The sequence below is a fragment of the Ohtaekwangia sp. genome, from assembly GCF_036786105.1.
Lineage (GTDB): Bacteria > Bacteroidota > Bacteroidia > Cytophagales > Cyclobacteriaceae > Ohtaekwangia.
On the sequence record NZ_DAIQRQ010000003.1, the window covers coordinates 122,645 to 148,170 of the forward strand.

A 25,526-nucleotide genomic window follows, 5' to 3' on the forward strand; every position below is an offset into this window, starting at 1 on the left:
ACTTAGAGATTCAGCTTTTGTTGAATCAGACTTTGCTCGTAAAGATGAAGCATAATACCATCTTTGAGACCAACTTCCGGTACAAGTATAGATTCTGCATGCGCCCATTCCATTACCTGAAGGTATATATGGCTGGCCGGTATAATTACATCCGCACGATCGGGGTTCATCTGTAATTTATAGATGCGGTCTTCGAGTGAATACGCTTCCACCATATCGCGGATTTGCTTTACCTTCTTTATCGACATGGTACTTCCCGGTTTAAGCTGGGCAAGCTCAAATATCTTACTGATGTTACCGCCGGTTCCTACTGCGGTTACTCTGCCGTATTCTTCTTTAACGTGTTCCTTGATCCAATGCTCCATGTCTTGCCACATGAGGGGAGAATCAATTTGCTCGAGTACACGTACTGATCCAATCTTGAAAGAGCGGGTTTTTATTTTTTTGCCGCCAGCGTACAAGTTTAACTCGGTACTGCCACCACCCACATCAATATGGAGATATGTTTCGTCTGTGAGGTATGAGCTGATGGCCCGATTGATTAGCTCAGCTTCACGGTTGCCATCGATGATGTTGATGGTGATGCCAAATTCCTCCTGTATCTGGTCGGCTAATTCACTTCCGTTATCAGATTCGCGCATAGCCGAGGTTGCGCAGAACATATAGCTGTCTACCTCATAAAGTTCCAACAACAATTTGTAAGCTTTCATAAGCTTCTTGAACTTGCTGATGCTTTTATCACTGATGCGCTGAGTAGTGAACACATCGTGTCCCAAACGAAGCGGAAAGCGTATGTATTCCAGTTTTTTAAATACCGGGTGTGTTTTATCGTTCGTCAGTACAGTAGAAACCTGAAAGCGTATAGCGTTGGAACCGATGTCGATGGCGGCAATTTTCATTCGGCGCGGAGTATAGATGCTGGATAAAGTACAGATAGCGGAGCCGTTAACACAAACGAGAGGTTACAAATACCCGTGGAATATTGGTTCATGGCTGAGGTACAATTTGGTATTGCAAAGATCATGAAATGATTCGTTCGAGATGCAATCTGCAAAGTTAAATTTCAATAAACGTTTGCGGGAAATGGCAACAGGTTTTGGGCCGCCTGCTGAAAGAATGGGTTACACGTTAACTGTTACAGGTTAACCGTTATAAACTCCACCAAGTAACAGTTAACTTGGTAACCTTAACTATTCGTTAACTGATGTTCCTTGTTCGTTATTAAAATTTCACATCGTTACCTTGTTAATTGTTTTCCACTACACGAAAGCCATCTTCGATTAACGTGTAACAGATAACGGCTAACGCATCGCAGCTCGCAGCTTTAAAGTTTTGTAGTTTCCTTCCTATTCATTTTATTTGTGCTTGCTTATCCAGAAAGACTGAGGGACTGGGCCCGATGACGTCTTAGCATCCTATTCCGGAAGGAATGTTGTGCTAAATCCCTTTCACTACAAATACTTGACTTGTGGTGGAAAAGATAAGTAAACCCACCTTACGGGCTCTCTGGATAGCGAATATCAAATTATGGAGGGCTTTATGAAAATCGAAGACATTTTGAAAGAACGTATCCTCGTAATCGATGGTGCTATGGGTACGATGATTCAGCGGTATAAGCTGGAAGAAGAAGACTTTCGCGGTGAGCGTTTTAAAAACCATCCGTCTCCGCTGAAAGGAAATAACGATGTTCTTTCTATCACGCGTCCGGACATTATTAAAGAAATACATCGTCAATACCTGGAAGCAGGTGCGGATATACTCGAAACCAACACGTTTAGTGGTACAACCATTGCCCAGGCCGATTATCATCTGGAAGATGCGGTATATGACCTGAACTATTACTCTGCAAAGATTGCCAAAGAAGTTGCAGATGAGTATACCAAAAAAGATCCGTCCAAGCCGCGATTTGTGGCCGGTGCTATGGGGCCTACCAACAAGACGGCTTCACTTTCTCCGGATGTAAATAACCCGGGCTATAGAGCGATTACGTTCGATGAGCTTGCCCTTGCATTCAAGCAACAGGCAAAAGGTCTTATAGACGGAGGCGCAGATATACTGCTGCTGGAAACGATTATTGACACACTTAATGTGAAGGCTGCCCTGTTCGCGATACAGGAGTTGTTTGATGAAATTGGCAAGACGTTACCCGTGATGGTGTCAGGAACGATTACCGATGCAAGTGGAAGAACATTATCCGGGCAAACTACAGAAGCGTTCCTTGTGTCTGTATCGCATGTGCCATTGTTAAGTATAGGATTGAACTGCGCGCTTGGTGCGAGCCAGTTGAGACCGTATCTACAGGTGTTGAATGAGAAGGCGCCATTCTTTGTGAGCGCGTATCCAAATGCAGGGCTTCCCAATGAGTTTGGACATTACGATCAAACCCCCGAAGAGATGGGTTCGCAGGTTGAAGTATTTCTCAAGGAAGGATTGATCAATATTGTAGGTGGTTGCTGCGGCACTACACCCGATCATATTAAACTCATAGCATCCATAGCTGCTAAATATAAACCACGACTAATACAGACTTCAGTAGCAGAAACTGTAAACTGATAGTCATATATATACAAAAAAATCATCCGATATATAGTCGAAAGCTAACCTCGAATAATAAAGCAACATCCTGCGAAAGCAGGCTTTGATAATTGACCCACCCATGGATTACAGATTGAAATTAAGTGGCCTTGAAGCAATAGAAATTACACCGCAGTCGAATTTTGTTAACATTGGAGAACGAACGAATGTAACAGGTTCGGCAAAGTTTCTGAAGCTGATTAAGGAAGATAAATTTGAAGAAGCATTGGAAGTAGCACTCGACCAGGTGAGGGGTGGAGCGCAGGTGATTGATGTGAACATGGATGAGGGGATGCTCGACTCCAAAGCAGCCATGGTCAAGTATCTGAACTTAATGGCTTCTGAACCGGAGATTGCAGTTATACCCGTAATGGTCGATTCATCCAAGTGGGAGGTGATCGAAGCCGGATTGAAATGCCTGCAAGGTAAAGGCATTGTAAACTCCATCAGCTTAAAATCAGGAGAAGAAGAATTTATTCGTCAGGCAAAGCTGGTGAAGCGCTATGGAGCTGCTGTAGTAGTGATGGCATTCGATGAACAGGGACAAGCCGATACATACGAACGAAGAATATCGATTTGCAAGCGCGCCTATGATATCATGGTGAACGTAGTAAAGTTCCCTCCGGAGGATATCATTTTCGATCCGAATATATTTCCGGTAGCTACCGGTATAGAAGAGCACCGTAACTACGCACTTGATTTTTTTCGTGCTACCAAATGGATACGCGAAAATTTACCGGGTGCACATGTGAGTGGTGGTGTAAGCAACGTGTCGTTCAGCTTTCGAGGAAATCAGAAAGTGCGCGAAGCAATGCACTCTGCCTTCCTGTATCATGCTATAAAAAATGGTATGGACATGGGTATTGTAAACCCAACGATGCTGGAAGTATACGATGAGATCGACAAAGAGCTGCTGGAGCGTGTAGAAGATGTCCTGCTGAATCGCAGAGACGATGCCACCGAGCGCCTGCTGGAGTTTGCAGAAACGGTAAAAGGATCGGCCAAGAAAAAAGAGACGGATGACGAGTGGAGGAAAGGCACCGTAGAAGAACGCATAACCTATGCGCTGGTAAAAGGTGTTATCGATTTTATAGATCAGGATACAGAAGAAGCACGCATCAAATACGGCAGACCTTTGCATGTTATTGAAGGACCGCTGATGGCCGGAATGAATGTAGTGGGTGACCTTTTTGGTGCCGGTAAAATGTTTCTCCCGCAGGTGGTGAAGAGCGCCCGCGTAATGAAGAAGTCCGTTGCGTACCTCACGCCCTACCTCGAAGAAGAAAAACGTCTGAACGGCACAACTAATAAAACGGCAGCCAAAATATTAATGGCTACAGTGAAAGGCGATGTGCATGATATAGGCAAAAATATAGTGGGCGTAGTGTTAGCCTGTAACAACTATGAAGTAGTTGATCTGGGTGTAATGGTGCCTTCTGAAAAGATCATTGAAGCGGCCAAGAAAGAAAAAGTAGATGTGATTGGCCTGAGTGGTTTAATCACACCATCACTCGATGAAATGGTGCACGTGGCGCGCGAGATGCAGCGTGAAAAGCTGGATTTACCTTTGCTCATTGGTGGAGCTACCACATCACGCATTCACACCGCTGTAAAGATCGACCCGGTATATGATGGGCCGGTAGTACATGTATTGGATGCTTCGCGTTCTGTGCCAGTGGCCAGCGAGTTGATCAGCACGGAAACACGTGCAGGCTTTAAATCGAAAGTAAAACAGGAGTATCAGCAGTTACGGGTTGACCACGAAAATCGTAAGGGAACCAAAAACTATATATCGCTGGCAGATGCGCGTAAGAATAAAGTAAATATTGATTGGTCTGCTACGCGGTATACCAAGCCATCTGTACTTGGCAGAAAAGAGTTTATCCAATTCCCATTGGAAGAGCTTCGAAAATATATAGACTGGACACCGTTCTTCCAGACCTGGATGCTGGCAGGCCGCTATCCCGGTATATTGCAAGATCCGGTAGTAGGAGTGGAAGCCAAAAAACTTTTTGATGATGCCAATGCCATGCTGGATGAGATCATCCACAACAAGAGCCTACAGGCAAATGGTGTTATCGCTTTCTATCAGGCCGTAAATACCGGCGATGATATAGATCTCTACAAGGATGGTCAGTCAAATCCTTTTGCTACATTTCATTTCCTGCGACAGCAGAATAAGAAAGCACAAAACCTTCCTAATTTCTGTTTGTCAGACTTTGTTTCGCCGGAACCAGGCAAAGATTATCTCGGTATGTTTGCTGTAACAGCAGGTCTCGGGTTAGAGAAGCTCGTGGATAAATATAAAGCGAATCATGACGATTACTCGGAGATCATGGCGAAAGCGCTGGCCGATCGTTTAGCAGAGGCCTTCGCCGAATGCCTGCATGAAAAGGTGCGTCAGGATATATGGGGCTATGCAAACGATGAATATCTAACCAACGATCAACTTATAGCCGAAGAATATAAAGGTATACGCCCGGCTCCCGGTTATCCGGCATGCCCTGACCACACGGAGAAGAAATTACTATTCGAAATACTTGATGCAGGAAAAGTAGGCATACAACTGACAGAGTCGTACGCTATGTATCCTGGCGCAGCTGTTAGCGGCTTCTACTTCTCTCATCCCGATTCCAAGTACTTCGGCCTCGGCAAAATTGAAAAAGACCAGGTCGAAGACTACGCCCAGCGCAAATCCATGACTATAGAAGAAATTGAAAAATGGCTGGCTCCGAATTTGAGCTACGATTTGTAGGTGTTGAAGTATAGAGTTAAACAGTCGTTAATGTTGTTCCAATATAATTATATCAAGTTATGAGTAAGATTGAGAGGTTTGAGGATTTGAAATGCTGGCAGGCAGCGAGGGAGCTTGTGAAGGAAGTTTATACTATGTCGGATGAGGGAAAGCTGGCGGGGGACTTTGATACGAGAAGTCAATTAAGAAAGGCAGCACTTTCTACTATGAATAATATAGCGGAAGGATTTGGCAGGTATAGTAGAAAGGATTTTATAAGGTTTCTGGATACAGTACAAAGTTCTGCGTTGAAAGTGCAAAGTATGCTATACGTACTTTCTGATCTTCATTATTTGGAAGCTGGAAGTATAGATATATTGAGAATGAAGTCGATGATAACAAAAACCTGACATTAGGTTTGATCCGATATTTGAGAGAATCAGAGAATAAAAGATAACATAAACACTTCAACACTTTAACACACCAACACGTAAAAATGAAAGTAGTCGACCACCTCAAGAATGCGAACGGTAAAACATTGTTCTCTTTGGAAATTCTGCCTCCGTTGAAGGGGGAAAACATCAAGAATCTTTTTAGCAATATTGACCCATTGATGGAGTTTAAGCCTCCGTTCATTGATGTTACCTATCATCGTGAGGAATATGTGTATAGGAAGAAGGAGGGTGGTCTGCTGGAGAAAAGCACTACACGTAAACGCCCGGGAACGGTTGGTATTTGTGCCGCTATACAGAATCACTATAAAGTAGATACAGTCCCTCATATTATCTGTGGCGGCTTTAGCAAAGAAGAAACCGAAAACGCCTTGATCGACCTGCACTTCCTGGGGGTTGACAACGTGTTGTTACTGCAAGGCGATGCTATAAAAAGTGAGTCGCGATTTGTTCCAGAACCGGACGGGCATCGCTATGCATCTGATTTGATTCAGCAAGTAGTCAACATGAACATGGGGGTATATCTTGATGATGAACTTACCGGTCCTGCGCCCACCAGCTTTTGTATAGGAGTAGCGGGTTATCCGGAGAAACATTTTAATGCTCCGAACCTGAAAACTGATCTCAAGTATCTGAAGTTAAAAGTTGATATGGGTGCGCAATATGTTGTTACCCAGATGTTCTTTAGTAACCAAAAGTATTTCGAATTTGTAGATCGTTGCCGTGAGGCCGGTATCAATGTACCAATCATACCCGGAATCAAGCCGCTCACCGGAAAAGCACAGCTTACCATACTTCCCAAAACATTTCATATTGACATTCCGGAAGAGCTTGCCGATGAAGCGGAGAAATGTAAGGACAATACTTCTTTAAAGGAGCTCGGTATAGAATGGTGCATTCAGCAATCGAAAGAACTCATCAAGAACGGTGTTCCAACACTGCATTTTTATAGCATGGGCAAATCTGATCCGATCTATAGGATAGCAAAAGAACTATTTTAACTTATATTAGCGCCCTGTTTGTTGGTAGGTGCTATAATGAAAATACTTTCTTCGTTTGTTTTAATCCTGACCTTTGCGAGTACAGTTGTATTGGCTCAACATCGCAAGATTGATTCGCTCTTAAAAGTTCTTCCCAAAACAGAAGACAAAAAGCAGCACATTGATCTATTGAATGAGCTTGCCTTTCAATACCTGTTGATCTCCGTGGATGATGCTGATAAAGTAGTGCGGGATGCGGTAACTGAATCTCGCACTATAGCTTATAAAAAAGGTCTGGCCGAATCTTTGAAAATTCTCGGCATTATTCACTTTGTTAAGAATGAGTATGGTGTAGCGGCTGAGTATGATTACCAATCGCTAAAGCTATACGAAGAGCTTGACGATCTCTCCGGTCAATCAAAAGTATTAAACAACCTGTCCTTGCTGTTCAGCAAGCAGAATCAATTTGATAAGGCACGTGACTTCTCACTAAAATCCCTGAAGCTGAAACGCGAAATAGGCGATAGCATAGGCGTAGCAAACTCCTTGCTTGCGCTCTCGGAATACTACCGGAATGCCAAAGACTATGGTAGGGCAGAATATCTCGGTAAACTTGCACTGGACCGCTTCAGATCAATGAAAGACGATTGGGGTGTAAGCTATGCACACCTGGCGCTCGGCGAAGTATATGCTGACCAGGAAAATTATACCGCTGCTGCTATATCTTTCAAAGATGCTGTACGCTATGCACGCCTCACCAATGACCACATGCAGATTGTTTCAGCCAGTAATAAATTAGGACAACTGTTTCTGAACTCACAGCAGTACGACTCGGCCTATTATTACCTGCACACCACGATTGCACTGGCGCGACAGAAAAGCAGTCGCACGCAGGAGATGGAAGCGCTGAAACATCTCAGTTTATATTTTGAACGCATGGGCCATCTTGATTCAGCGCTATATTTTACGCGTCAGGCATCTGCCCTTGAGCGCATCATCTTTGAGAATGAACGGCGCGAACAGATTGCCAGCATCCAGATGTTGTATGATTTTGAAAAGAAGGAACAGGAGCTTGCGTTTCAGCATAAGATTGTGAAACGCCAATATATAGCCATCGGCGGAGTATCCATCATCCTTTTGCTTTCCATTCTTATTGGTTTCAAATTCTACGGGCTTAATAAGACTAATCATCTCGCCAAAGAGGCGCTTCTCAAATTAAATGTTGAGATCAACAAAATGAATGAAAACCTCGAGATGAAAGTGCAGGAGCGAACCGATGAGATTGCGAGGCAAAATCAAAAGCTCATTGAGTACGCCTTCTTTACCGCACATGAAGTACGCGGCCCTCTTGCCCGTATATTGGGGCTCGTTGAACTGGCGAGAATACGTGAGCTCAATGATGATCACGAAGAGATACTCGACCGATTACAGGAAGCAGCCGTGGAGCTGGATGAGATTATCCGCATCATAAACCGCAAGCTCGAAAGCAGCCGTAACTTCTAATCGTCCGCTCACGGACGTTCCCCGTACGATTCTATACAGGTATATTGTGCGTTTTCGCTATAACCAGCTCATAGGCCAGCATTTACTTTCGTGGCACGTGATTGTCTTTATACAATGCATACGGGCAGATATTGTCTGGTCGAATATTCTGTATATAAAATGTAACCTTGTAAAGTACCATCAGTATTGATTAAAACCTTAGCTGCATGATCAGGAATTACCTTACCTCCATCTGGCGCTATATTTCGCGCAATAAAGCATTTACTACCATCAATATACTTGGCCTTGCCATTGGTATGACGGCTTGTATGCTGATTACACAATATGTAATGCATGAATTTAGCTATGATGATTTCCTGGTAAAGAAGGATAGAATTTTCCGCATACAGCTTGATCGTTACGATCGCGGAGAGCTGTCAACACGCTGGGCTTCCGGTTGTGCTGGTATAGGTCCTGATCTCAAAGCCAATTTTCCGGAGGTAAAATATTATACGCGTCTCATCAATCGTAATTCTGTTTTCGCGTATGGCGATGTGTTCTTCAAAGAGGAAGCAGCATTCTGTGCATCTGAAGATTTCTTCCGCGTATTCTCGATCCGTTTGTTAGATGGTGTGGATTCTCTGGTATTGAAAGAACCATACAAGATTGTACTCTCACAATCTGCAGCAAAAAAATACTTTGGCAATGAAAACCCGGTGGGTAAATTCATGAAGAACAACGGCAGAACGGAATACGAAGTGACCGGTGTATTTGAAGACCTGCCGTTCAATTCTCACATGAAGATCGATATGCTCATGTCGTTCTCCAGTTTATATAAGATATGGAATGATCCCGTCAGCTCTTGGCAGTGGGACGGCTTCCTTACCTATATTATGTTGAATGATGATGCCGATGTCCATGCCTTCGAAGCGAAGTTGCCAGCCTTTATACAGAAACAGGCAGGCGAGGAGCTAAAGAAATATAATGCAGGCATGGTCTTTCACTTGCAGCCTCTAAATGATATACATCTTGACTCTGATTTCATTGGTGAGTTTAAGCCTAATGGGAATCGACAATCAACATACTTCCTTTCCATTGTAGCTGTATTGATTCTCGTGATTGCTTGGATCAACTATATAAATCTGTCGACAGCGAAATCGATCGAACGTGCACGCGAGGTAGGCGTGCGTAAAGTAATGGGAGGGTTCCGCTCGCAGTTGATCCAGCAATTTCTGTTCGAATCGTTGTTGTTAAACGGCGTAGCTGTATTAATTTCCATAACCCTGGTGATCATGCTGACGCCTTCGTTTAGCGAAATCACCGGCCGCCAGTTGGATTACCTGCTATTCAGACAAACCATGTTTTGGGTTTGGATAGGATTGCTTATTGTTGGAGGTGCATTGCTTTCCGGGCTATATCCTGCATTTGTATTGTCAGGTTATAAACCGGTGGAAGTATTGAAAGGGCGATTTAAGAATACTGATCGTGGTGTAATCTTCCGCAAGGGAATGGTGGTTACACAATTTATAGCTTCGATCACACTCATTGTAGGAACCTTCACGGTATACCGGCAGATACGCCACATGCAGCAGCAGGCGCTCGGTGTAGATATCAATCAAACACTTGTGCTGCATTCTCCCAATGTAGTTGACTCCACGTATGAACAGAAATTCCAGGTGTTTAAGAATGCTATTCAGCAACACGCAGAAGTTACCGGCATGACAGCTTCCTCTGCAGTTCCGGGTCGTGCACCTGACTGGAATGCCGGCGGCATACGGAGAATCAGTCAGCGTGATGACGAAGCCAAACAATACCGCGTGATAATGATGGATCACGACTATGTGAAATTGTTTGATGCCAAAGTATTGGCAGGTCGCCCGTTCTCAGGTGATGTTGCGCGTGAAGACAAGAATGTAATGATCAATGAATCGGCTTCGCGTCAGTTAGGATTTGAAAAAGTGGAGGATGCTTTGAATGACCAGATATTTTTCTGGGGCGATACCTTCAAGATTGTAGGTGTGCTGAAGAACTATCATCAGGAGTCATTGAAGAAAGCGTACGATCCGTTGATCTTCCGCTATAGCAAAGCGCCTGGTGGTTATTACTCCATCAAGTTTAATACTTCCAATGTGCACGAGTCGCTGGCAGGCTTTGAAGCCGATTGGAAACAACTCTTTCCCGGCAATCCGTTTATCCATTTCTTCCTGGACGATCATTACAATCAACAGTATCAGGCCGACCAGCAGTTTGGAAGAGTATTCGGTATATTTTCAACGTTGGCTATATTTATAGCATGCCTGGGATTGTTCGGTCTGTCGTCACTCACGGCTATACAGCGCACCAAGGAAATCGGTGTCCGCAAAGTATTGGGGGCATCTATACCCAGTATATTAACGCTCATCAGCAAAGACTATATTATCCTGTTGGGCATTGCTATTGCCATTGCTACGCCTGTGGCCTGGTGGGTAATGCAAGCCTGGCTGGAAGACTTTGCTAATCGCATTACAATGGAGTGGTGGATTTTTGCGTTGCCTAGCCTGCTCGTTATCTCTATTGCTTTGCTAACGGTAAGCATTCATACCATTAAAGCAGCCCGTACCAACCCGGCTCGCTCATTACGCTATGAATAAATGGATTGAGACACGCGTCTGTCGGCCTTATTGGAGGTTAATATGCGGACGCTGCAGTTCGTGGTAATTTTATTGTGAGAAAGGGTTAGTCTTTACAACTTCAGGTAACTTAACCTTGAAGTATGATTACCGAGCAGAAATTTGATCTTCATAGACTTTTGCAGTATGTATATACTTCTTTCAACGCCCGGGATATAGACGCAGCGTTGGAAGTGATCCATCCGAATGCCGTATGGGCCAATACGATGGAAGGAGGACTGGTAAAAGGACATGACGGCATACGGGATTGCTGGCAACGCCAGTGGACCTATATTGATCCGCATTTAAAACTGATCGATGTCGGCACCGATGACGAAGGCCGCGTCGTAGCAGAAGCGCACCAGATTATCCGCGACATGTCCGGAAATATAGTATCGATCCGCGACATACAGCATATCTTTGAATTGGAAGACGGGCTATTGAGTACTATGCGCATTGGATAGCTGTGGGAGTAAAATCCAGTGACACAAAGCAACACAAAGGAGACGCAGAGTTACACAAAGTATATACCTGCGAGTGCCTGCATTTAATCTTTTCCAGCTGCTGTAGCCAGAAGCCAGTAGTTTTTTGAAGAACGAACAAAGAACACCGACCAGCGAATGACGAAGTCAAAACACACACACCATTCCCAACTCACACTCCCTCTAGCAGCTGGCAGCCAGCAGCTATTTCAAAATCCTATCAATATAAATGGTGCCCAGTAATATGGGGCCGCATATTGTTCTTGTGCGATAAGATCGAGCTTGGCTTTGCGCAGACTTCCACTGAAATTTACCGATGGCTCATCGAGCATCTTCCGATAAAAATTTTTCATCAACTCAGAGGTAGATTCATCAGCAACGCTCCAGAATGAAACGATAATATTTCGCGCACCTGCATATACCAACGCACGCGACAATCCCACAACGCCTTCACCCTTGGATATTTTACCAAGCCCTGTCTGGCAGGCAGAGAGCGTTACCAGGTCGGCGTTAAGGTTAAGATTATAAATTTCACCTGCGAACAGATTCCCATCCTCTGATCCTACATCTGACTGTAGAAATATTCTTGACAGTGCAGGGTTGCTTTCATCGACAACGCCATGTGTAGCAAGATGAACATATTTATAGTTTTTGATCTTGTCTGACTTGATCAGTTTTTCATCTGCAGTTTGTTTTATGAAAAGGCCGCTGTTAAAGTTTTTAGCGCTGAACAACTGCGCGATCGCTGTTACTTCCGATTCCGTGCCGGGCAATTCATTCAAGCCGTCTTCTTCGGGAAATGTTACCGGAGCGCACAAAAGTATAGAAGGCGTAGCCGAGAGCGATGCGTTGTTCTTTTGCAGGATCAACCTGGCCGAAAATTCATAGTGAATGTTATAGCGGCCTACCAGGTAAGGTAGTGTTTTATATGTATCAACCGGTAATGGCTCGCGGGTAAACAGTGCTTCAAAGGGAATGATGCTCAACCTCCCTGTAGGAAGGATCAACAGATCGTTTACTGAAGATGGTATATGTGCGGGAAGCAACAGTGCAGAGAGTTGTTGTGAGGCTGTAACATAAGCTTTCATTTCATTGAAAAAAATACCGTTACGCATACCCGTAATGTAGCGGTTGAAGTCTTTCGGTAACGCATGATCGTGTATACTATATTTTCTTTTTGTGATTTCGAAGATGTAAAGGTGGTTGTTCTTGTCATCGATGAAGTAACTGAGCAAGGCTGTTGTTTTATTCAGCCGGGTTTGCAGTTGTTGTATAGAAGGCGAGCTGGCGTTAAACTTCAGGTTAAAGTACTCGGGAAATTGTTGCTCCAATCGCCTGATGAAGGCTTCATAACTTCGGTTCAGGCTGAACGATGTTTCCCGCAGGTATTTCTCTTCATCGGCGGATGGCTTTTGTGCAAGCTTCTGTGAACACAGCGCTATAGCAGTCTTGAGACTCTTTTCTTCTTCCAGCAGTTCTGTGGGTATACCGGCAAACGATTTGGCATTGGCATCGGATATAGCTTCGAGCAATACAGCAGATTTGCTTTTCTCGGCAAAGTAAAATGCCATTTCAAAGTAAGGCTTTTTAACGAAGGCCACCGCTCCGGTTTCATGTGCTATACGAACACCATCCGCATATACTTCGTTGGCGATGGTGCCCAGTAATATCTTGTCATTTTCATTGGTAATCTGCTGACGAAGTTTGTCGATTAGCGTATCGCACACTTGTAAAGTCTGCAAGGCATCGGTAAGGTTCTGAAGCTTCAGCGTTTTGCCATAGTATTGCGATTCCAGTGCCTGCGCTTTTCCCAACAGCGAATATAGCAACACGTTGCCATCGTAAAAGTTGTGAAGCCGCGGTGTTGTGCGGATGTCGCTGTTATCAAAATCGCTCACATTAGCCTGTAGTGCTTCCTGGTAGTGGGAGAGTCCTTTGCTATACTGCGAAGAAGCTATATCTATACTGGCAATGGCATTTAGTACACGTGCTATTTCCGGGTGTTTCCTGCCATAACTTTGCTGGTACATGAGCAAGGCCCGTTCATAAAATGCGGCCGATGCTTTTTGATCTCCGATCTTCATGTAGGTTTCACCCAGGTTGAACAACACAAAGGCTTTGGACGGGTGAGGACCGGTATATACTTTCTCCCATATCTTCAAAGCCGATTCAAAGTTGTTCACAGCATCGCCGTATAGCTCCAATTTGCGGTACACAAACCCGATGTTGGTGTTGGCAATCGCAATCTTGGGATGTTCTTTGCCATGAATATTCTGATATATCGCGAGGGCCTTTTCATAGAACTCCAATGCTTTGTCAGGATCTGTCGCTGTAAAGACCAGGCCGAGGTCGTTGTAGGACGCTGCAATCAACTCATGGTTTTCTTTCAATTGCTTTTGTCGCAGTGTTAGTGCCATGTTGAGTTGTTCCTCTGCCTGGGCATATTTACCGGTAGCGCTATAGAGGTTGCCGAGATAGGCGAGCGCCTGTGCGGCTTCCAGCGTTTCAGATTTTCCGGCATCTTCAAAAAGCTGCAGTGATTTTTTCAGCGCATCTTCCGCCAGATCGTTTCTTCCCTGGTTAAGGTACAGCAAACCGTAATGCGATTGTGTCACTGCCTTTAGAAAAGCTGCGTCTTCGGTTTTGGCAGCGATCGTGCTCAGTAATTTTTCAGCGTCATCAAAGTGCCCCTGGTGAATGAGCACTTCCGCTTTTTTATTCAACAGTAAAACACTGGTCTGTGCATGGGTTGTGGTCGATAACTGCTGATCGATCTGCGCAAGCGCTTTGCCATAATCAGCATTTAATATATACTGATCGATGTCGGCAGTTTGCTGCGCTATAGCTTCCGTTAACATCACGAAGCAGAACAGCGGGAGATATATCAGAGATAGAAGCGTTCGCATGATTTTTAGAAACGGTAGTAGTAACTGATGGTCGATACAAAATGGCGCGTGAGGCCGTCAGGATTATAGTCACGTTGTGTAATCTTTCTTCCGGCCAGTAATTTTATACCGCTGCGCACATTGAAACTATAGCCGGCCGTAGCTATACCCGACATAGCCAGGCCAATAGCACCAGCCGGTTTAACATGCGATCCATCGGCTAATGTAATTTGATCGTGGTTGATGCGGTATATCGGCAGTAGTCCGAGACTGAAGTTGAATCGCGAGTACCGGAAGTTACGCTCTATGCGAGCCATCACATCCGTGCCACGGCGTAGATGCCTTGCCCACGAGTATTTGTGTACATACATGATCTCGTCCTGGTCACTCCAGTTGCCGATAAACTCATTACTGTTTCTGTTGAATGGATGCTGAATGCCTGTGGCGAATAACCACTTTTTGCAAATTAAAGAGATACCGGTTATAAAGTCGTAACTACCGAGACTGGTCTGGTAGTACATCGGCAGCGGATCGTTCTCATCCGAGTGCTTATTGGATTTATTGGTGGCTATCTTTCCGCCAATCGAAAAGTTGATATCATACTTTTCGGTCTTGCGTATAGACCGCGTAATGCAAAGTGATATATCGCCCATGCCTGATGTGTTGGCCAGTCTGCCCGACACGGCCTGGTACGGCAGCTTTACCTGGAAAGAGGTTTTCTGATTGAGACTGAAATTGAGATCAGCTGTGGCTACATATACGATGGGTGTAAGTGTAGTAGTACCGCGATAGAAACTGATTTCCATCGAGCGCAGGCGAAGCTCAATCTTTTTGTTGAAAGGCTGATCCGGTTTCATAGCCCCCATGGTGCAGAAGCCTGCATCGCTGCAACCTTGTGCGCGCGTCTGGAACTGTGCCCATAGTAGGATCAATAGCAAGAGTAATGCGGGTAGACAGGTGTGCCTGAACATGGCTTTGGGTAGATTTTCAGCCAAGTTACTTAAAAAAGAAAGACCCCGAAGAGCATTTCTTCAGGGTCTTTGTAAGTCTATTGTTAGAGCATGAGCCTTGCAGGCGTGTCCCGTAGCCGTTACATTCCCAGCGACTGGTTCTCGATAGAAGCAAGCTCAAGCACTTTTTCGTATTCCGCTGCCGTGAGGTCGTTGTAGAAGTAATGAACCGGGTCTACCTGGCTTCCATTGATTAACACTTCATAGTGCAGGTGAGGTGCTGTAGAAAGTCCGGTGTTGCCAACATAACCGATCAGGTCACCACGTTTTACCGTCTGTCCGGAGCGTACAGCAAACTCGTGCATGTGCGCGTAGCGGGTTCTGTATCCAAAGCCGTGATCTACTTCTACCATCTTTCCATAGCCGCTGAACTTCACGCTTACTTCTGCTACCGTACCATCAGCCGTAGCATAGATCGGTGTTCCGATAGAAGCGGCGAAGTCGATACCGGTGTGCATCTTCTTCACTTTGTAGATCGGGTGCGTACGCCATCCAAAACCGGAAGCGAGTGCCAGTAATTGCTTGTTTGATACAGGTTGAATAGCCGGAATGGCGGCATATAGCTTTTCTTTTTTCTCAGCGAGCTTCACCACCTCATCCTGCGATTTGGATTCGATGTATAGCTTTCTGCGCAGCAGATCTACCTTCTCGTTAAGGCCGATAACCATGTCTTCATGGTCGATGCTCTTTTCGCGAATGTCTTCATACCGGTCAGCACCGCCCGCTCCGGCATTGCGTATTGCTTTATCGATTGGCTCGGCTCCGAGCACCACGCGGTAAATATTGTCGTCACGATGCTCAACATCGCCGAGAATATCGTTGAGGTTCTTTACATCCTTGCTAAGCTTGTCGTAGTAAAATTCCAACTCTTTTACTTCGTTCTTCAGAATGAGTTCTTTCGGAGATTCGAAGTAGTTGGTGTAGAGTATCAGAAGGCCCACCGCCATTGCTACGGTAAGGGATAAAATCCCCAGGGCATTCATCACAACATCACTGGTTTTTGTCTTTACCCGCTCGTATTTGCAGGTTTCAGTGTCGTAGTAATACTTGATCCTAGCCATAGTAAGTCAGAGTAAATCTGTAAATTAAGTACTTTTAGGTCGAAAAGCCTGTATAATTTCTTCATTACATTCGATAAACGGTCCTTCCAGCAGGTCAATGCAATACGGTATGGCTGGAAAAACAGCATCCAGACATTGTCGGATTGCTTTCGGCTTCCCAGGCAAATTTACGATCAAGGTTTGATTTCTGATACCGGCTGTCTGCCGCGAAAGAATGGCGGTGGGTACGTATGTAAGACTTTTAGCGCGCATCAATTCTCCGAAGCCGGGCATTATTTTTTCGCATACCGCCTCCGTAGCTTCAGGGGTAACATCGCGCTTTGCAGGGCCTGTGCCTCCCGATGTAATGATCAGGCAGCATTTACGGTGATCGGCCATATCAATCATCGTTTTCTCAATGAGATGTTGCTCATCGGGTATAACGGCGTACTCTTTTTCCCACGGACCTTTAATGTACTCGTTCAACGTTTCTACGATAGCTTTGCCTGGTATATCTTCATAGATGCCCTGGCTGGCCCGGTCTGATACATTGATAATTCCAATGCGAATGGTCATGGTAGTTAAAGTAGAAAGTGTGCTTGATATGGAAAAATGGGGGCTACATGCTTCTGGCCACTAGCCCCTGAGAGCATGCACTTTCTCAGCGCCCAGCAGCCAGACGCCAGTGGCTATTTCCTGAACTGTATCTTCTCCGACCGGCTCTTCTTAAATACCTGTCGTCCTTTGTTGATGCCTTTGCGGATTTCGCGTTGTTGATCTTCGGGCAGTGTTATGATTTCCTTGCATTCATCGGAGCAGCATTGATTGTATTTTGCTGCACATTCGGTACACTGTATAAATAGCAGATGGCAGCCATCGTTCTTGCAATTGGTATGATCATCACAGGGCTTACCACACTGGTGGCACACCGCAATAATGTCATCGGTAATGCGTTCACCCAGGCGTTCGTCAAATACAAAGTTCTTTCCTATAAACTTGTTTTCCAGCCCTTGTTCTTTCACTTCCTGCGCATACTTGATGATGCCGCCATTTAACTGGAAAACATTTTTAAAGCCTTTATGCTTCATCCAGGCGCTGGCTTTCTCGCAGCGTATGCCGCCAGTGCAATACATCAGCAGGTTCTTGTTTTTCTGATCTTTCATCAGGTCTTCTGCCACCTGCAGCTCTTCACGGAAGGTATCGACATCGGGACAAATCGCTCCCTTGAAATGACCTACTTCGCTTTCATAATGATTGCGCATGTCGATCATTACCGTATTGGGATCATCCATGAGTTTATTGAACGTAGCCGCATCTACATGCACGCCAGAGTTGGTTACATCAAAAGAACTGTCATCAAGACCATCGGCTACAATTTTCTTGCGCACCAGTATTTTCAGTTTGAAGAAAGATCGGCCATCGTCTTGTACAGCAATGTTAAGGCGTACGCCATGCAGCCAGTCGATGCTATAGAGTTTGGATCGAAATGTTTCGAGGTTATTTTCCGGCACGCTGATCTGCGCGTTGATACCTTCATTCGCTATATATATTCTTCCCAACACACCAATAGCATCGAACTCACGATAAAGCTGATCGCGAAATTCCTGAGGCTGTAAAATGTGGTGATAGCGATAAAAAGAAATAGTGACCCTTTTTTCGGGTGTGGCGCGCATCTTCTCCTTGAGAACGCGGCCTTCAACGCGGTTGTATAATGCCATTGGATTAATTGCAGGTTAATCGCGCGGCAAAGATAGGAAAAAATAGCTACGAGTTTCTAGCTGCGAGTTGCTAGAGGGTGATCTGAAAATAGCTGTGAGCTACTGGCTGCCAACTGCTGGTGTGTGAGTGAGGTTTGGTGTGTGTCGCACTTCTGCATTGATTTCAAAATATTTTCACATAGAGTACGCAGACCGTTATAGGTTTACACGTTAATAGACCCTTCCTGATAACGATTAACTGTTAACGGATAACCTGTAACGAATCAGCATCCTTTCACTGGTTTCTCGGTTGGAGTTTTCCGCGCAGGAGGAGATTGTATTCCTGGCAGGTAAGTATACCTTGCTCGTTGCAATACGGACAGGTTTTGTATTCATCACCGAAAGCACCTCGGCGAATGATCACGTGATCGCCTTTACATGCCGGGCAAACTACTTTGCCCGAGGGCCCGCAGTCGATATCATAATTCTGGGAGAGAATCTGTTGCGCCTTGCTGGCTTCGTTCTCTTTTTCCTTTAGAAATTCGTTCTCCGCCTGTTTTTTCCACTGGATGGCTTCCTGTGAGTACTGGCCGTTGGTACCTTTCAGCTGGATGTATTTATTTAACCAGTCTATACTTTGCTTATACAGGCCGAGGTGGAAAGAGTTTTTACCGAAGTAATACGTGAGGTCAGAAGGAACGCTCTTTACGGTAGCCAGTACGTGTCTGAAGATTTCGTCTGCCTTTTTGTATTCACCGTTGTCCATATAGTATACGCCTGAGTCAAGCTCACGCATAAGCGCGGCTTTGCGGGCCTGCTCCATCTCACGGGCAAATTCTTCAGCCCGCGCGCGATCCTGTTGCGCATGGAGCGAAAAGTTAACAGCCGTCAGCAAGATCAGCATCAGAAAAATACGCGTAGCGCGCATGGGGTTCACGAGGTTTCTCATCATTCGAATCGTTCCTTTTTCACATTAAGCCACTCCAGCGCAGCGTTATGAAAAATATCTTCTTTTTGTTTTGTGTCCAGGTTCATCGTTTCAATAAACGAACCGATCTCCAGGTCTCCTAACGGAAAAGGATAATCGGAACCAAGCGTTACGCGTTTCGATCCCTGCCGCTTCAGCACATAGTCCAGCATGAGCGGATCGTGCGTTATACTGTCAACCCAAAATCGCCCCAGGTAATGTTGGGGAGCCACCGGGTTATCGATTGCCACCAGGTCGGGCCGGCAATCAAATCCATGCTGAATCCTCCCGATGGTTGGCAGAAAGGATCCCCCGGCATGCGCGAAATTAACTCTTAGTGCAGGGAGTCTTTCAAATATTCCGCCAAAAATCATGGAACTTACAGCGCGCGCCGTTTCTGCTGGCATACCCACCAGCCAGGGTAGCCAATATCGCTTCATGCTGCTTTCTCCCATCATATTCCACGGATGTACCAGCACAGCCATACCCAGCGAAGCACAGGCCTCAAAAACCGGAAAGAAACACGCTTCGTTAAGGTTCACATCATTTATGTTTGATCCGATCTGAATGCCCTGCAGTCCGATCTGCTGGCATCGCTCCAATTCCTGTATGGCCAGTGCAGTATCCTGCATAGGGATGGTGCCCAGTCCCAAATAGTTTTTCGGGTATTGATAGATCAGTGAAGCGATGTGGTCGTTCAGGTATTGCGATACAGCCAGACAATCGGCTGGTTTGGCCCAATAGGCAAACATAACCGGCACGGTACAAACCACTTGCACCTGCGTATGATACTGGCGGTATTCTTCTATTCGTACCTCGGGGTTCCATACATTCTCCTGCACTTCGCGAAAGAACTGGTTGCCCTTCATCATGCGGGCTGCGCCCGGCCGGTGATGGTCCAGGTGAATAAAATCGCCATAGCCGAATTGACTTGTCCAGTCGGGAAGTTTCCTGGGAAGAACGTGAGTATGAGAGTCAATTTTAAGCATGCCGCGAAGGCAAATATAAAAGCAATTTGTTATCCGCGGGGTTTACTGGTGCGCGGTGCGCGATACGGGTACTTTTTGGTTTTGGTTGAGCTCTTTTTGGGTGACCTGGCTTTCTGTACGCGAGGTGCTTTCTCCTTCTTTTCAAATTCGAGGTAGCGCGAGATACCGATGTTCAATTGCACGAACATATCTCTTCGCCGGCCCGGAAGATCGTACAGGGTTTGGTAGTTATTCAGTTTTTCAAGATAGCTGTTGGTGCGGGGTTCGAAGATGCCGTAGTTCATACGAAAGTCCAAAGACACCATCCACTCATCGTTCACCTGCCAGTCAGAGCGAAAGCCGAGCATGGCAAAAGCCTGGTACGATTTGAAATCCTGCTTTGACAGCATGGTATAATTACTGACCTCAGGACTTTCCACGCCATCGTACACAACGGTATAGCTGGATGGCAGAATAGGATATACCTGCGAAGGAAATGTTAATCTGGTTTGAGAATGACTCACCGTTTCACTACCGCTCAACAGGTATGCAAAACTTCCACCCGCCACGAGGCTCACGCGGAAGAATGCTATGTCGATAGCATGCAGCTTGAATGCCACCGGTATATTTGCATAGTGAAGGTTAACCTTTCTTACACCTTGCTGTCCGCCGGAAGTGTTGGACACATAGAAGTTCTGCCCGACATGAACAAGCCCGGGGTCAATCGTGAATCCATATCCTTCATAATCCACACCATAGTGAATTGAGACAGGGGCAAACTTGATATCGTACTTGTTTCTATAACGCGGGTCTTTGCTGATGCCTTCATCCAGTGTAAAGTTGGTAGTAGCACCGGTGGCGACACCGAAAGAAAGAGTTCGCATTTGCGCGTAGCTGAAAAGAGATGATGAAAAACAGAGTGTAACAAAAAGGAGCCGCGTCATTACAGAATTCGGTCACTAGGTTTAACAGCAAACAGGCGGCAAAATAAGCAATAAATATCGCACTCCGGCTTCAAGATTAATTTAAGGATATTCGATGTGATAATTATTTGAAATTTGTGTTAAATCGCATCACATATTTTAACCTGCTCACAGCAACATGTTTACTCTATTGGAAGGTCTGAAGCTTCGTGGAAATATTTATATCGTATTGGCATTTAGACTCATGTTGGCCATGGCATTGTATACGTTGTGCCGCGCAGGTTTTTATCTGTTTAATGCAGATTATTTTGCAGGTTTGCATGCAGGTGACTTCTTCCGCATTTTTCTCGGGGGACTTCGTTTTGATCTGACGGCTGTGTTGTATACCAATGCGCTGGTAATCCTGCTCATGATCCTTCCGTTTCCCTTTCGGTTTCATCGCACCTGCGAAACGGTTATCAAGTGGATCTATTTTATTTTTAATGGTGCAGCGATTGCCGCGAACGTTTCTGATTTTATATACTTCCGTTTCACAGGAAGACGCACTACGGCCGATGTATTCAGACAATTTGAAAATGAGAATAACATGGGGAGCCTCTGGCTCCGTTTTTTTGCCGATTACTGGTATGCCGTGGTATGCTGGCTTGCTTTGATCGCGCTGATGGTGTGGCTCTATAATCGCGTGAAGCCTCATGGGCCGATGCTGAAGAACAAGTTGATGTTTTATAGCTCGGGATTGATTATGATGCTGGTAATAGTATACCTGGTGATTGGCGGTATACGCGGTGGCTTCAAGCACAGCACGCGACCGATTACCCTGAGCAACGCGGGTGAATATGTAAAAGACCCCAAGGAGATAAGCCTTGTGTTGAACACACCATTCGCACTGATGCGCACGATGGGGAAGACGCAGATACAAAAAGTGGCTTATTATCCGGAAGCAGTAGTGGATACAGTGTATTCACCAGTGCATATACCGCACGATACAATTCCCTTTCAGCCGAAAAATGTGGTAGTGATTATCCTTGAAAGTTTTTCGAAGGAATTCTTCGGAATCTTCAATCACGATAAAGAGAATGGTACCTATATGGGGTATACTCCGTTTCTCGATTCATTATCGCAACACAGTCTTACGTTTCAGTATTCGTTTGCCAACGGCCGCAAGTCGATCGATGGACTGCCTTCGGTCATTAGCAGTATACCTTCGCTGGGTGTGCCGTACTTCCTGTCGCCATATTCCGGCAACAAGATCAACAGTCTCGCATCGTTACTTAAACCGAAAGGATATACCACTTCGTTTTTTCATGGTGCTCCCAATGGCTCCATGGGCTTTCAGGCATTTATGAACCTGGCCGGTGTAGATCAATACTACGGCATGACGGAGTATGGCAATGACGATGACTCGGATGGTATATGGGGCATTTGGGACGACAAGTTCTTTCAGTTCCATGCTAATAAACTGAATGAATTCAAGCAGCCGTTTATGAGTGCTATATTTTCGGTATCATCACACCATCCGTTCAAGGTGCCGGCCGAATATGAAGCGAGGTTTAAGGGTGGGCCGCTGGTGATCCATCGCTGCATTCAGTATACCGATTTTTCCCTGAAGAAATTTTTTCAGCAGGCATCTACCATGCCGTGGTTTAAAAATACAGTATTTGTGATTACCGCCGATCACACATCTTCCGAAATACAATTCCCTGAATCGCGCACGGCCTGGGGATACTATTCTGTGCCGGTAATTTTTTATGCACCGGATGGCAGCCTGAGCGGGCGCTCGGAAGAACTGACGGAGCAGATCGACATCATGCCTTCTATATTAGGATACTTACATTTTGATAATCCTTATGTAGCGTTTGGCCGCGATATATTTCGCGAACCGAAAGAGCCATTTGTATTCAACTACAAAGACAATGTATACCAGTTGATGGAAGGCGATTACCTGTTGCAGTTCGATGGCAGCCGCAGCGTTGCGTTGTATAATTTTAAAACGGATAAACTTGAACAACACAACCTGATCAATACATTGCCCGGCATTCAGGCGCGTATGGAAACGCGTATCAAAGCCATGATACAACAGTATAACAACCGGCTTATCGATAATCGGTTTACTTATGCGGCTCAATAAGCAGCAGGTAAAAGCGGCTCAAGTGATCCATGCGACTCTGCGGATCGAGGAAACTTATTTTAGGTTGGGATACGCGGTAATGGAATACCTGCTTCTCTTCCTTGAAGGCTATATGCTGATTAACCAGCGCCTCGCGTCCATATTCTCCTGTAAGAACCCATCGCGGTTGTGATGGCAAGGCAGCCTGTGCCGAAGCTACTTCCGGAAGAAGTGTTGCTGTACAAAACTCGAAGCTGTTGCTGCGTTCAAACTCCTGCAGGTAATAGATGGTGTGCGGATCGATATGTTTTTCTTTTACATACGCTGCCAGTCGCTGGCCTGCCTGATACGAAATCATCTGTGGATAAAAGCTGAACGAAAGCATGATATTACACGTGAGCCCGGCTGCGATTGAAAGCATGATGATACGCTCCACATACGCTGAATCTTTTTGAAAGGCGAAATATAGCATAGCGGGAAGCAGGCCCAGCACAACAATCCATGCCTGATGTACCGGGAAGATCCATATATTAAGCAGCAGCATGAATACCAGGAGCACAGCTGCTGTAATGATCTGCGTAATGTATAGATCAGACAATTGTTTATCGCGCAGCGTACCGGTGAGATAGCCGGCGAGCAGTATGGCAAACAATGGCAGGAGTATATTCAGGTAATGCGGCAGTTTAAAGTTGGATGCTGAGATGATAGCAAACACCAGCGTGGCTGTGCCGAACGTAACGATCTCGCGTGAAGGATTGTAACGGAATTTTTTGGAAACGAATTTCTTCAGGCGTTTCCAGTATGCAGCCAGGCAAAGCAGGCTCCACGGTATAAAAGCCCACAAAAATGTATGCAGAAAGAAGAAGGGATCACTCTTGGCCACGGCTCCGAATTTTTCACCTTCCAGTCGCTCTACATTTTGTGACCAGAGAATGAATTTCATTCCGGAAAGTTGAGAGCGGCCGCGAATGATCTTTTCCGGATGGAGATCGAACTGAAGATAATAGCAATAGAGCACCGGGCTAATCAGGATCAATACCAGCAACGGCAACAGTAACCATCGGGGACTGAGCAACATCGACCAATTGCGTTGATATAGCAGGTGTACTGCCACCGCTATACCGGGCATAACGATGCCGATCATGCCTTTGGTGGCAAAGCCCAACGCGAGGCCCACACTGCCGAGTATAAGATTCCTCCAGCGAAGCGTTTCTGTGTAGGAGATCAGTTGCCAGATGGCAAAGATGACAGATGAGGTGAGGATAGCATCCATGCGCACATCGTGGTTGGCCAGGATGAACGAAAAGCAAGTAGCCAGGATAAAGGCAGCGAGCCATCCGGTTTCTTTTGAATAAAGCAATTTGCCGAGACGGTATGTTGAATATATACCCAGAAGACTGAACAGGAGTGAAGGCAGTTTATAAGCAAATGCAGATACCCCGAAGATGTGATAGCTGATTGCAGCCAGCCAGAAAAGTAAATGTGGTTTATCAAGATAATCCTGTCCCTGATCCATTAACGAGGCAAAGTCGCCTGTGAGATACATGTGCAAAGCTATATTGGCATGATGCGCAGCATCGTTGTCCATCAGCGGAATAAACAGGCCCCGTATATAGATTACACCTAACAGGATTGCGGCCAGCAGATAAAATTTCTTTAGCATTCTCTTACAAGTCCAGTGTGCTAAAATAGGGAGTGAGTATTACGACAGTATTGCTATAGTGTGAAGTCGTTGATCACGATTTATAGCGGGATATTTAGTATGTTTGAATGCCCTTGCTGCGATGGTGCAACAAGGATGTGTGAAATCGTTTTCATTAAAAGACCTAATCTCTATAAGATCGTGCCATACGTTTTAATTCTGGGAGCGAGCAGCGATGTTGCCGTTGCCTGCGCACATGAGTTTGCTGCCAACGGATATAATCTTTATCTCGCCGGACGCGACACCGAGTCGCTCACGATTGCAGCCAGCGACCTGCACATCCGCCACCGCATAGACGCCAGGGCGCTGAAGTTTGATGCATTGCAATCGGCTGGACACGAAGCATTTTATACCTCACTAAACCCTAAACCGGATATTACGCTGTGTGTATTCGGGCTGCTGGGCGACCAGCAAACGGCCGCGCATCATTGGATTGAAGCCGAGAAGATTATCCACTCGAATTATACCGGTGCGGTATCTATTCTCAACGCTGTAGCGAACGATTATGAAGCGCGGAAGAGCGGTGTTATAGTAGGCATCAGTTCGGTGGCTGGTGAACGCGGCCGCCAGAGTAATTATATATATGGCAGTGCCAAAGCCGGCTTCACAGCTTATCTCTCCGGTTTGCGGAATCGGTTAACGGCGCATAACGTACACGTTGTAACGGTAAAGCCGGGTTTCATCCATACACGCATGACGGAAGGACTCAAACTTCCCAAACCCTTAACAGCTCAACCGGAGCAACTCGGCAAAGCTATTCTGAAAGCCGTAAAGAAAAAGAAAGACGTGATCTATGTATTGCCTGTATGGCGATGGATCATGCTCATCATCCGGAACATCCCGGAAGGTATATTTAAAAAGCTGAAGATGTAGCG

17 protein-coding genes, 1 pseudogene and 1 riboswitch are annotated in these 25,526 nt (G+C 45.6%); of the genes and pseudogenes, 8 read left to right on the top strand and 10 right to left on the bottom strand.

Going from position 1 to position 25,526, the window contains the following annotated elements:
* Positions 1–2: 2 nt before the first annotated feature.
* Positions 3–899 (bottom strand): Ppx/GppA phosphatase family protein, encoded by an 897-nt coding sequence (locus tag V7Q33_RS02570; RefSeq protein ID WP_331983394.1) that lies wholly within the window; start codon positions 897–899, stop codon positions 3–5.
* Positions 900–1,366: 467 nt separating this feature from the next.
* Positions 1,367–1,487, top strand: a riboswitch (SAM riboswitch).
* A gap of 52 nt (positions 1,488–1,539) precedes the next feature.
* On the opposite strand from V7Q33_RS02570, the pseudogene metH reads away from it, so the two are divergent.
* From metH to V7Q33_RS02605, 6 genes and pseudogenes are all read left to right on the top strand, one after another.
* Positions 1,540–5,329: pseudogene (metH, locus tag V7Q33_RS02580) on the top strand (methionine synthase).
* A 59-nt stretch (positions 5,330–5,388) separates the two neighbouring features.
* Entirely contained in the window at positions 5,389–5,718 is a 330-nt protein-coding gene (locus tag V7Q33_RS02585) for a four helix bundle protein (RefSeq protein ID WP_333818802.1), read from the top strand.
* An 86-nt stretch (positions 5,719–5,804) separates the two neighbouring features.
* The gene (gene metF, locus V7Q33_RS02590) at positions 5,805–6,761 is read left to right on the top strand and encodes a methylenetetrahydrofolate reductase [NAD(P)H] (protein ID WP_331979655.1); all 957 of its coding nucleotides are present in this window, start codon (positions 5,805–5,807) and stop codon (positions 6,759–6,761) included.
* Positions 6,762–6,797: 36 nt separating this feature from the next.
* A complete protein-coding gene (locus V7Q33_RS02595) occupies positions 6,798–8,243 on the top strand; it encodes a tetratricopeptide repeat protein (protein ID WP_333818803.1) in 1,446 nt (481 codons plus the stop codon).
* A gap of 206 nt (positions 8,244–8,449) precedes the next feature.
* A complete protein-coding gene (locus V7Q33_RS02600; RefSeq protein WP_331979652.1) occupies positions 8,450–10,852 on the top strand; it encodes an ABC transporter permease in 2,403 nt (800 codons plus the stop codon).
* Positions 10,853–10,974: 122 nt separating this feature from the next.
* Complete coding sequence (locus V7Q33_RS02605; protein WP_331979650.1) at positions 10,975–11,334, top strand: nuclear transport factor 2 family protein; 360 nt, start codon at positions 10,975–10,977, stop codon at positions 11,332–11,334.
* A 227-nt stretch (positions 11,335–11,561) separates the two neighbouring features.
* On the opposite strand, the gene V7Q33_RS02610 is transcribed toward V7Q33_RS02605, so the two are convergent.
* From V7Q33_RS02610 to V7Q33_RS02645, 8 genes are all read right to left on the bottom strand, one after another.
* A complete protein-coding gene (locus V7Q33_RS02610) occupies positions 11,562–14,258 on the bottom strand; it encodes a CHAT domain-containing tetratricopeptide repeat protein (RefSeq protein ID WP_333818804.1) in 2,697 nt (898 codons plus the stop codon).
* A 5-nt stretch (positions 14,259–14,263) separates the two neighbouring features.
* Positions 14,264–15,175, bottom strand: coding sequence for a hypothetical protein (locus V7Q33_RS02615; RefSeq protein WP_331979646.1), 912 nt, complete (start codon positions 15,173–15,175; stop codon positions 14,264–14,266).
* Positions 15,176–15,327: 152 nt separating this feature from the next.
* Complete coding sequence (locus V7Q33_RS02620; RefSeq protein ID WP_331979644.1) at positions 15,328–16,308, bottom strand: M23 family metallopeptidase; 981 nt, start codon at positions 16,306–16,308, stop codon at positions 15,328–15,330.
* A 24-nt stretch (positions 16,309–16,332) separates the two neighbouring features.
* Positions 16,333–16,863, bottom strand: a complete 531-nt coding sequence (gene mog / locus V7Q33_RS02625) for a molybdopterin adenylyltransferase (protein WP_331979642.1) — start codon at positions 16,861–16,863, stop codon at positions 16,333–16,335.
* Positions 16,864–16,976: 113 nt separating this feature from the next.
* Complete coding sequence (gene trhO, locus V7Q33_RS02630) at positions 16,977–18,005, bottom strand: oxygen-dependent tRNA uridine(34) hydroxylase TrhO (RefSeq protein WP_331979640.1); 1,029 nt, start codon at positions 18,003–18,005, stop codon at positions 16,977–16,979.
* A gap of 274 nt (positions 18,006–18,279) precedes the next feature.
* Positions 18,280–18,936, bottom strand: coding sequence for a hypothetical protein (locus V7Q33_RS02635; protein ID WP_333818806.1), 657 nt, complete (start codon positions 18,934–18,936; stop codon positions 18,280–18,282).
* Positions 18,933–19,940: an amidohydrolase family protein gene (locus tag V7Q33_RS02640; RefSeq protein ID WP_333818807.1), complete on the bottom strand. Its 1,008-nt coding sequence runs from the start codon at positions 19,938–19,940 to the stop codon at positions 18,933–18,935. Before V7Q33_RS02640 ends, V7Q33_RS02635 begins: the two co-directional genes overlap by 4 nt.
* 29 nt (positions 19,941–19,969) lie before the next feature.
* Entirely contained in the window at positions 19,970–20,803 is an 834-nt protein-coding gene (locus tag V7Q33_RS02645; protein ID WP_331981034.1) for an outer membrane beta-barrel protein, read from the bottom strand.
* Between the two features lie 217 nt (positions 20,804–21,020).
* On the opposite strand from V7Q33_RS02645, the gene V7Q33_RS02650 reads away from it, so the two are divergent.
* Complete coding sequence (locus V7Q33_RS02650) at positions 21,021–22,970, top strand: LTA synthase family protein (RefSeq protein WP_333818809.1); 1,950 nt, start codon at positions 21,021–21,023, stop codon at positions 22,968–22,970.
* Here V7Q33_RS02650 and V7Q33_RS02655 read toward each other — a convergent pair.
* Positions 22,951–24,612, bottom strand: a complete 1,662-nt coding sequence (locus V7Q33_RS02655) for an ArnT family glycosyltransferase (RefSeq protein ID WP_333818810.1) — start codon at positions 24,610–24,612, stop codon at positions 22,951–22,953. The two genes, V7Q33_RS02650 and V7Q33_RS02655, sit on opposite strands and share 20 nt — an antisense overlap.
* A 180-nt stretch (positions 24,613–24,792) precedes the next feature.
* Here V7Q33_RS02655 and V7Q33_RS02660 point away from each other — a divergent pair, with 180 nt between their 5' ends.
* A complete protein-coding gene (locus V7Q33_RS02660; RefSeq protein WP_331981028.1) occupies positions 24,793–25,524 on the top strand; it encodes an SDR family oxidoreductase in 732 nt (243 codons plus the stop codon).
* Positions 25,525–25,526 lie beyond the last annotated feature (2 nt).

Bases quoted from the DNA above. Each gene is read 5' to 3' on its own strand.
- V7Q33_RS02570 (WP_331983394.1), bottom strand. From the start codon at position 899: ATGAAAATTGCCGCCATCGACATCGGTTCCAACGCTATACGCTTTCAG.
- V7Q33_RS02585 (WP_333818802.1), top strand. From the start codon at position 5,389: ATGAGTAAGATTGAGAGGTTTGAGGATTTGAAATGCTGGCAGGCAGCG.
- metF (WP_331979655.1), top strand. From the start codon at position 5,805: ATGAAAGTAGTCGACCACCTCAAGAATGCGAACGGTAAAACATTGTTC.
- V7Q33_RS02595 (WP_333818803.1), top strand. From the start codon at position 6,798: ATGAAAATACTTTCTTCGTTTGTTTTAATCCTGACCTTTGCGAGTACA.
- V7Q33_RS02600 (WP_331979652.1), top strand. From the start codon at position 8,450: ATGATCAGGAATTACCTTACCTCCATCTGGCGCTATATTTCGCGCAAT.
- V7Q33_RS02605 (WP_331979650.1), top strand. From the start codon at position 10,975: ATGATTACCGAGCAGAAATTTGATCTTCATAGACTTTTGCAGTATGTA.
- V7Q33_RS02610 (WP_333818804.1), bottom strand. From the start codon at position 14,258: ATGCGAACGCTTCTATCTCTGATATATCTCCCGCTGTTCTGCTTCGTG.
- V7Q33_RS02620 (WP_331979644.1), bottom strand. From the start codon at position 16,308: ATGGCTAGGATCAAGTATTACTACGACACTGAAACCTGCAAATACGAG.
- mog (WP_331979642.1), bottom strand. From the start codon at position 16,863: ATGACCATTCGCATTGGAATTATCAATGTATCAGACCGGGCCAGCCAG.
- trhO (WP_331979640.1), bottom strand. From the start codon at position 18,005: ATGGCATTATACAACCGCGTTGAAGGCCGCGTTCTCAAGGAGAAGATG.
- V7Q33_RS02635 (WP_333818806.1), bottom strand. From the start codon at position 18,936: ATGATGAGAAACCTCGTGAACCCCATGCGCGCTACGCGTATTTTTCTG.
- V7Q33_RS02640 (WP_333818807.1), bottom strand. From the start codon at position 19,940: ATGCTTAAAATTGACTCTCATACTCACGTTCTTCCCAGGAAACTTCCC.
- V7Q33_RS02645 (WP_331981034.1), bottom strand. From the start codon at position 20,803: ATGCGAACTCTTTCTTTCGGTGTCGCCACCGGTGCTACTACCAACTTT.
- V7Q33_RS02650 (WP_333818809.1), top strand. From the start codon at position 21,021: ATGTTTACTCTATTGGAAGGTCTGAAGCTTCGTGGAAATATTTATATC.
- V7Q33_RS02655 (WP_333818810.1), bottom strand. From the start codon at position 24,612: ATGCTAAAGAAATTTTATCTGCTGGCCGCAATCCTGTTAGGTGTAATC.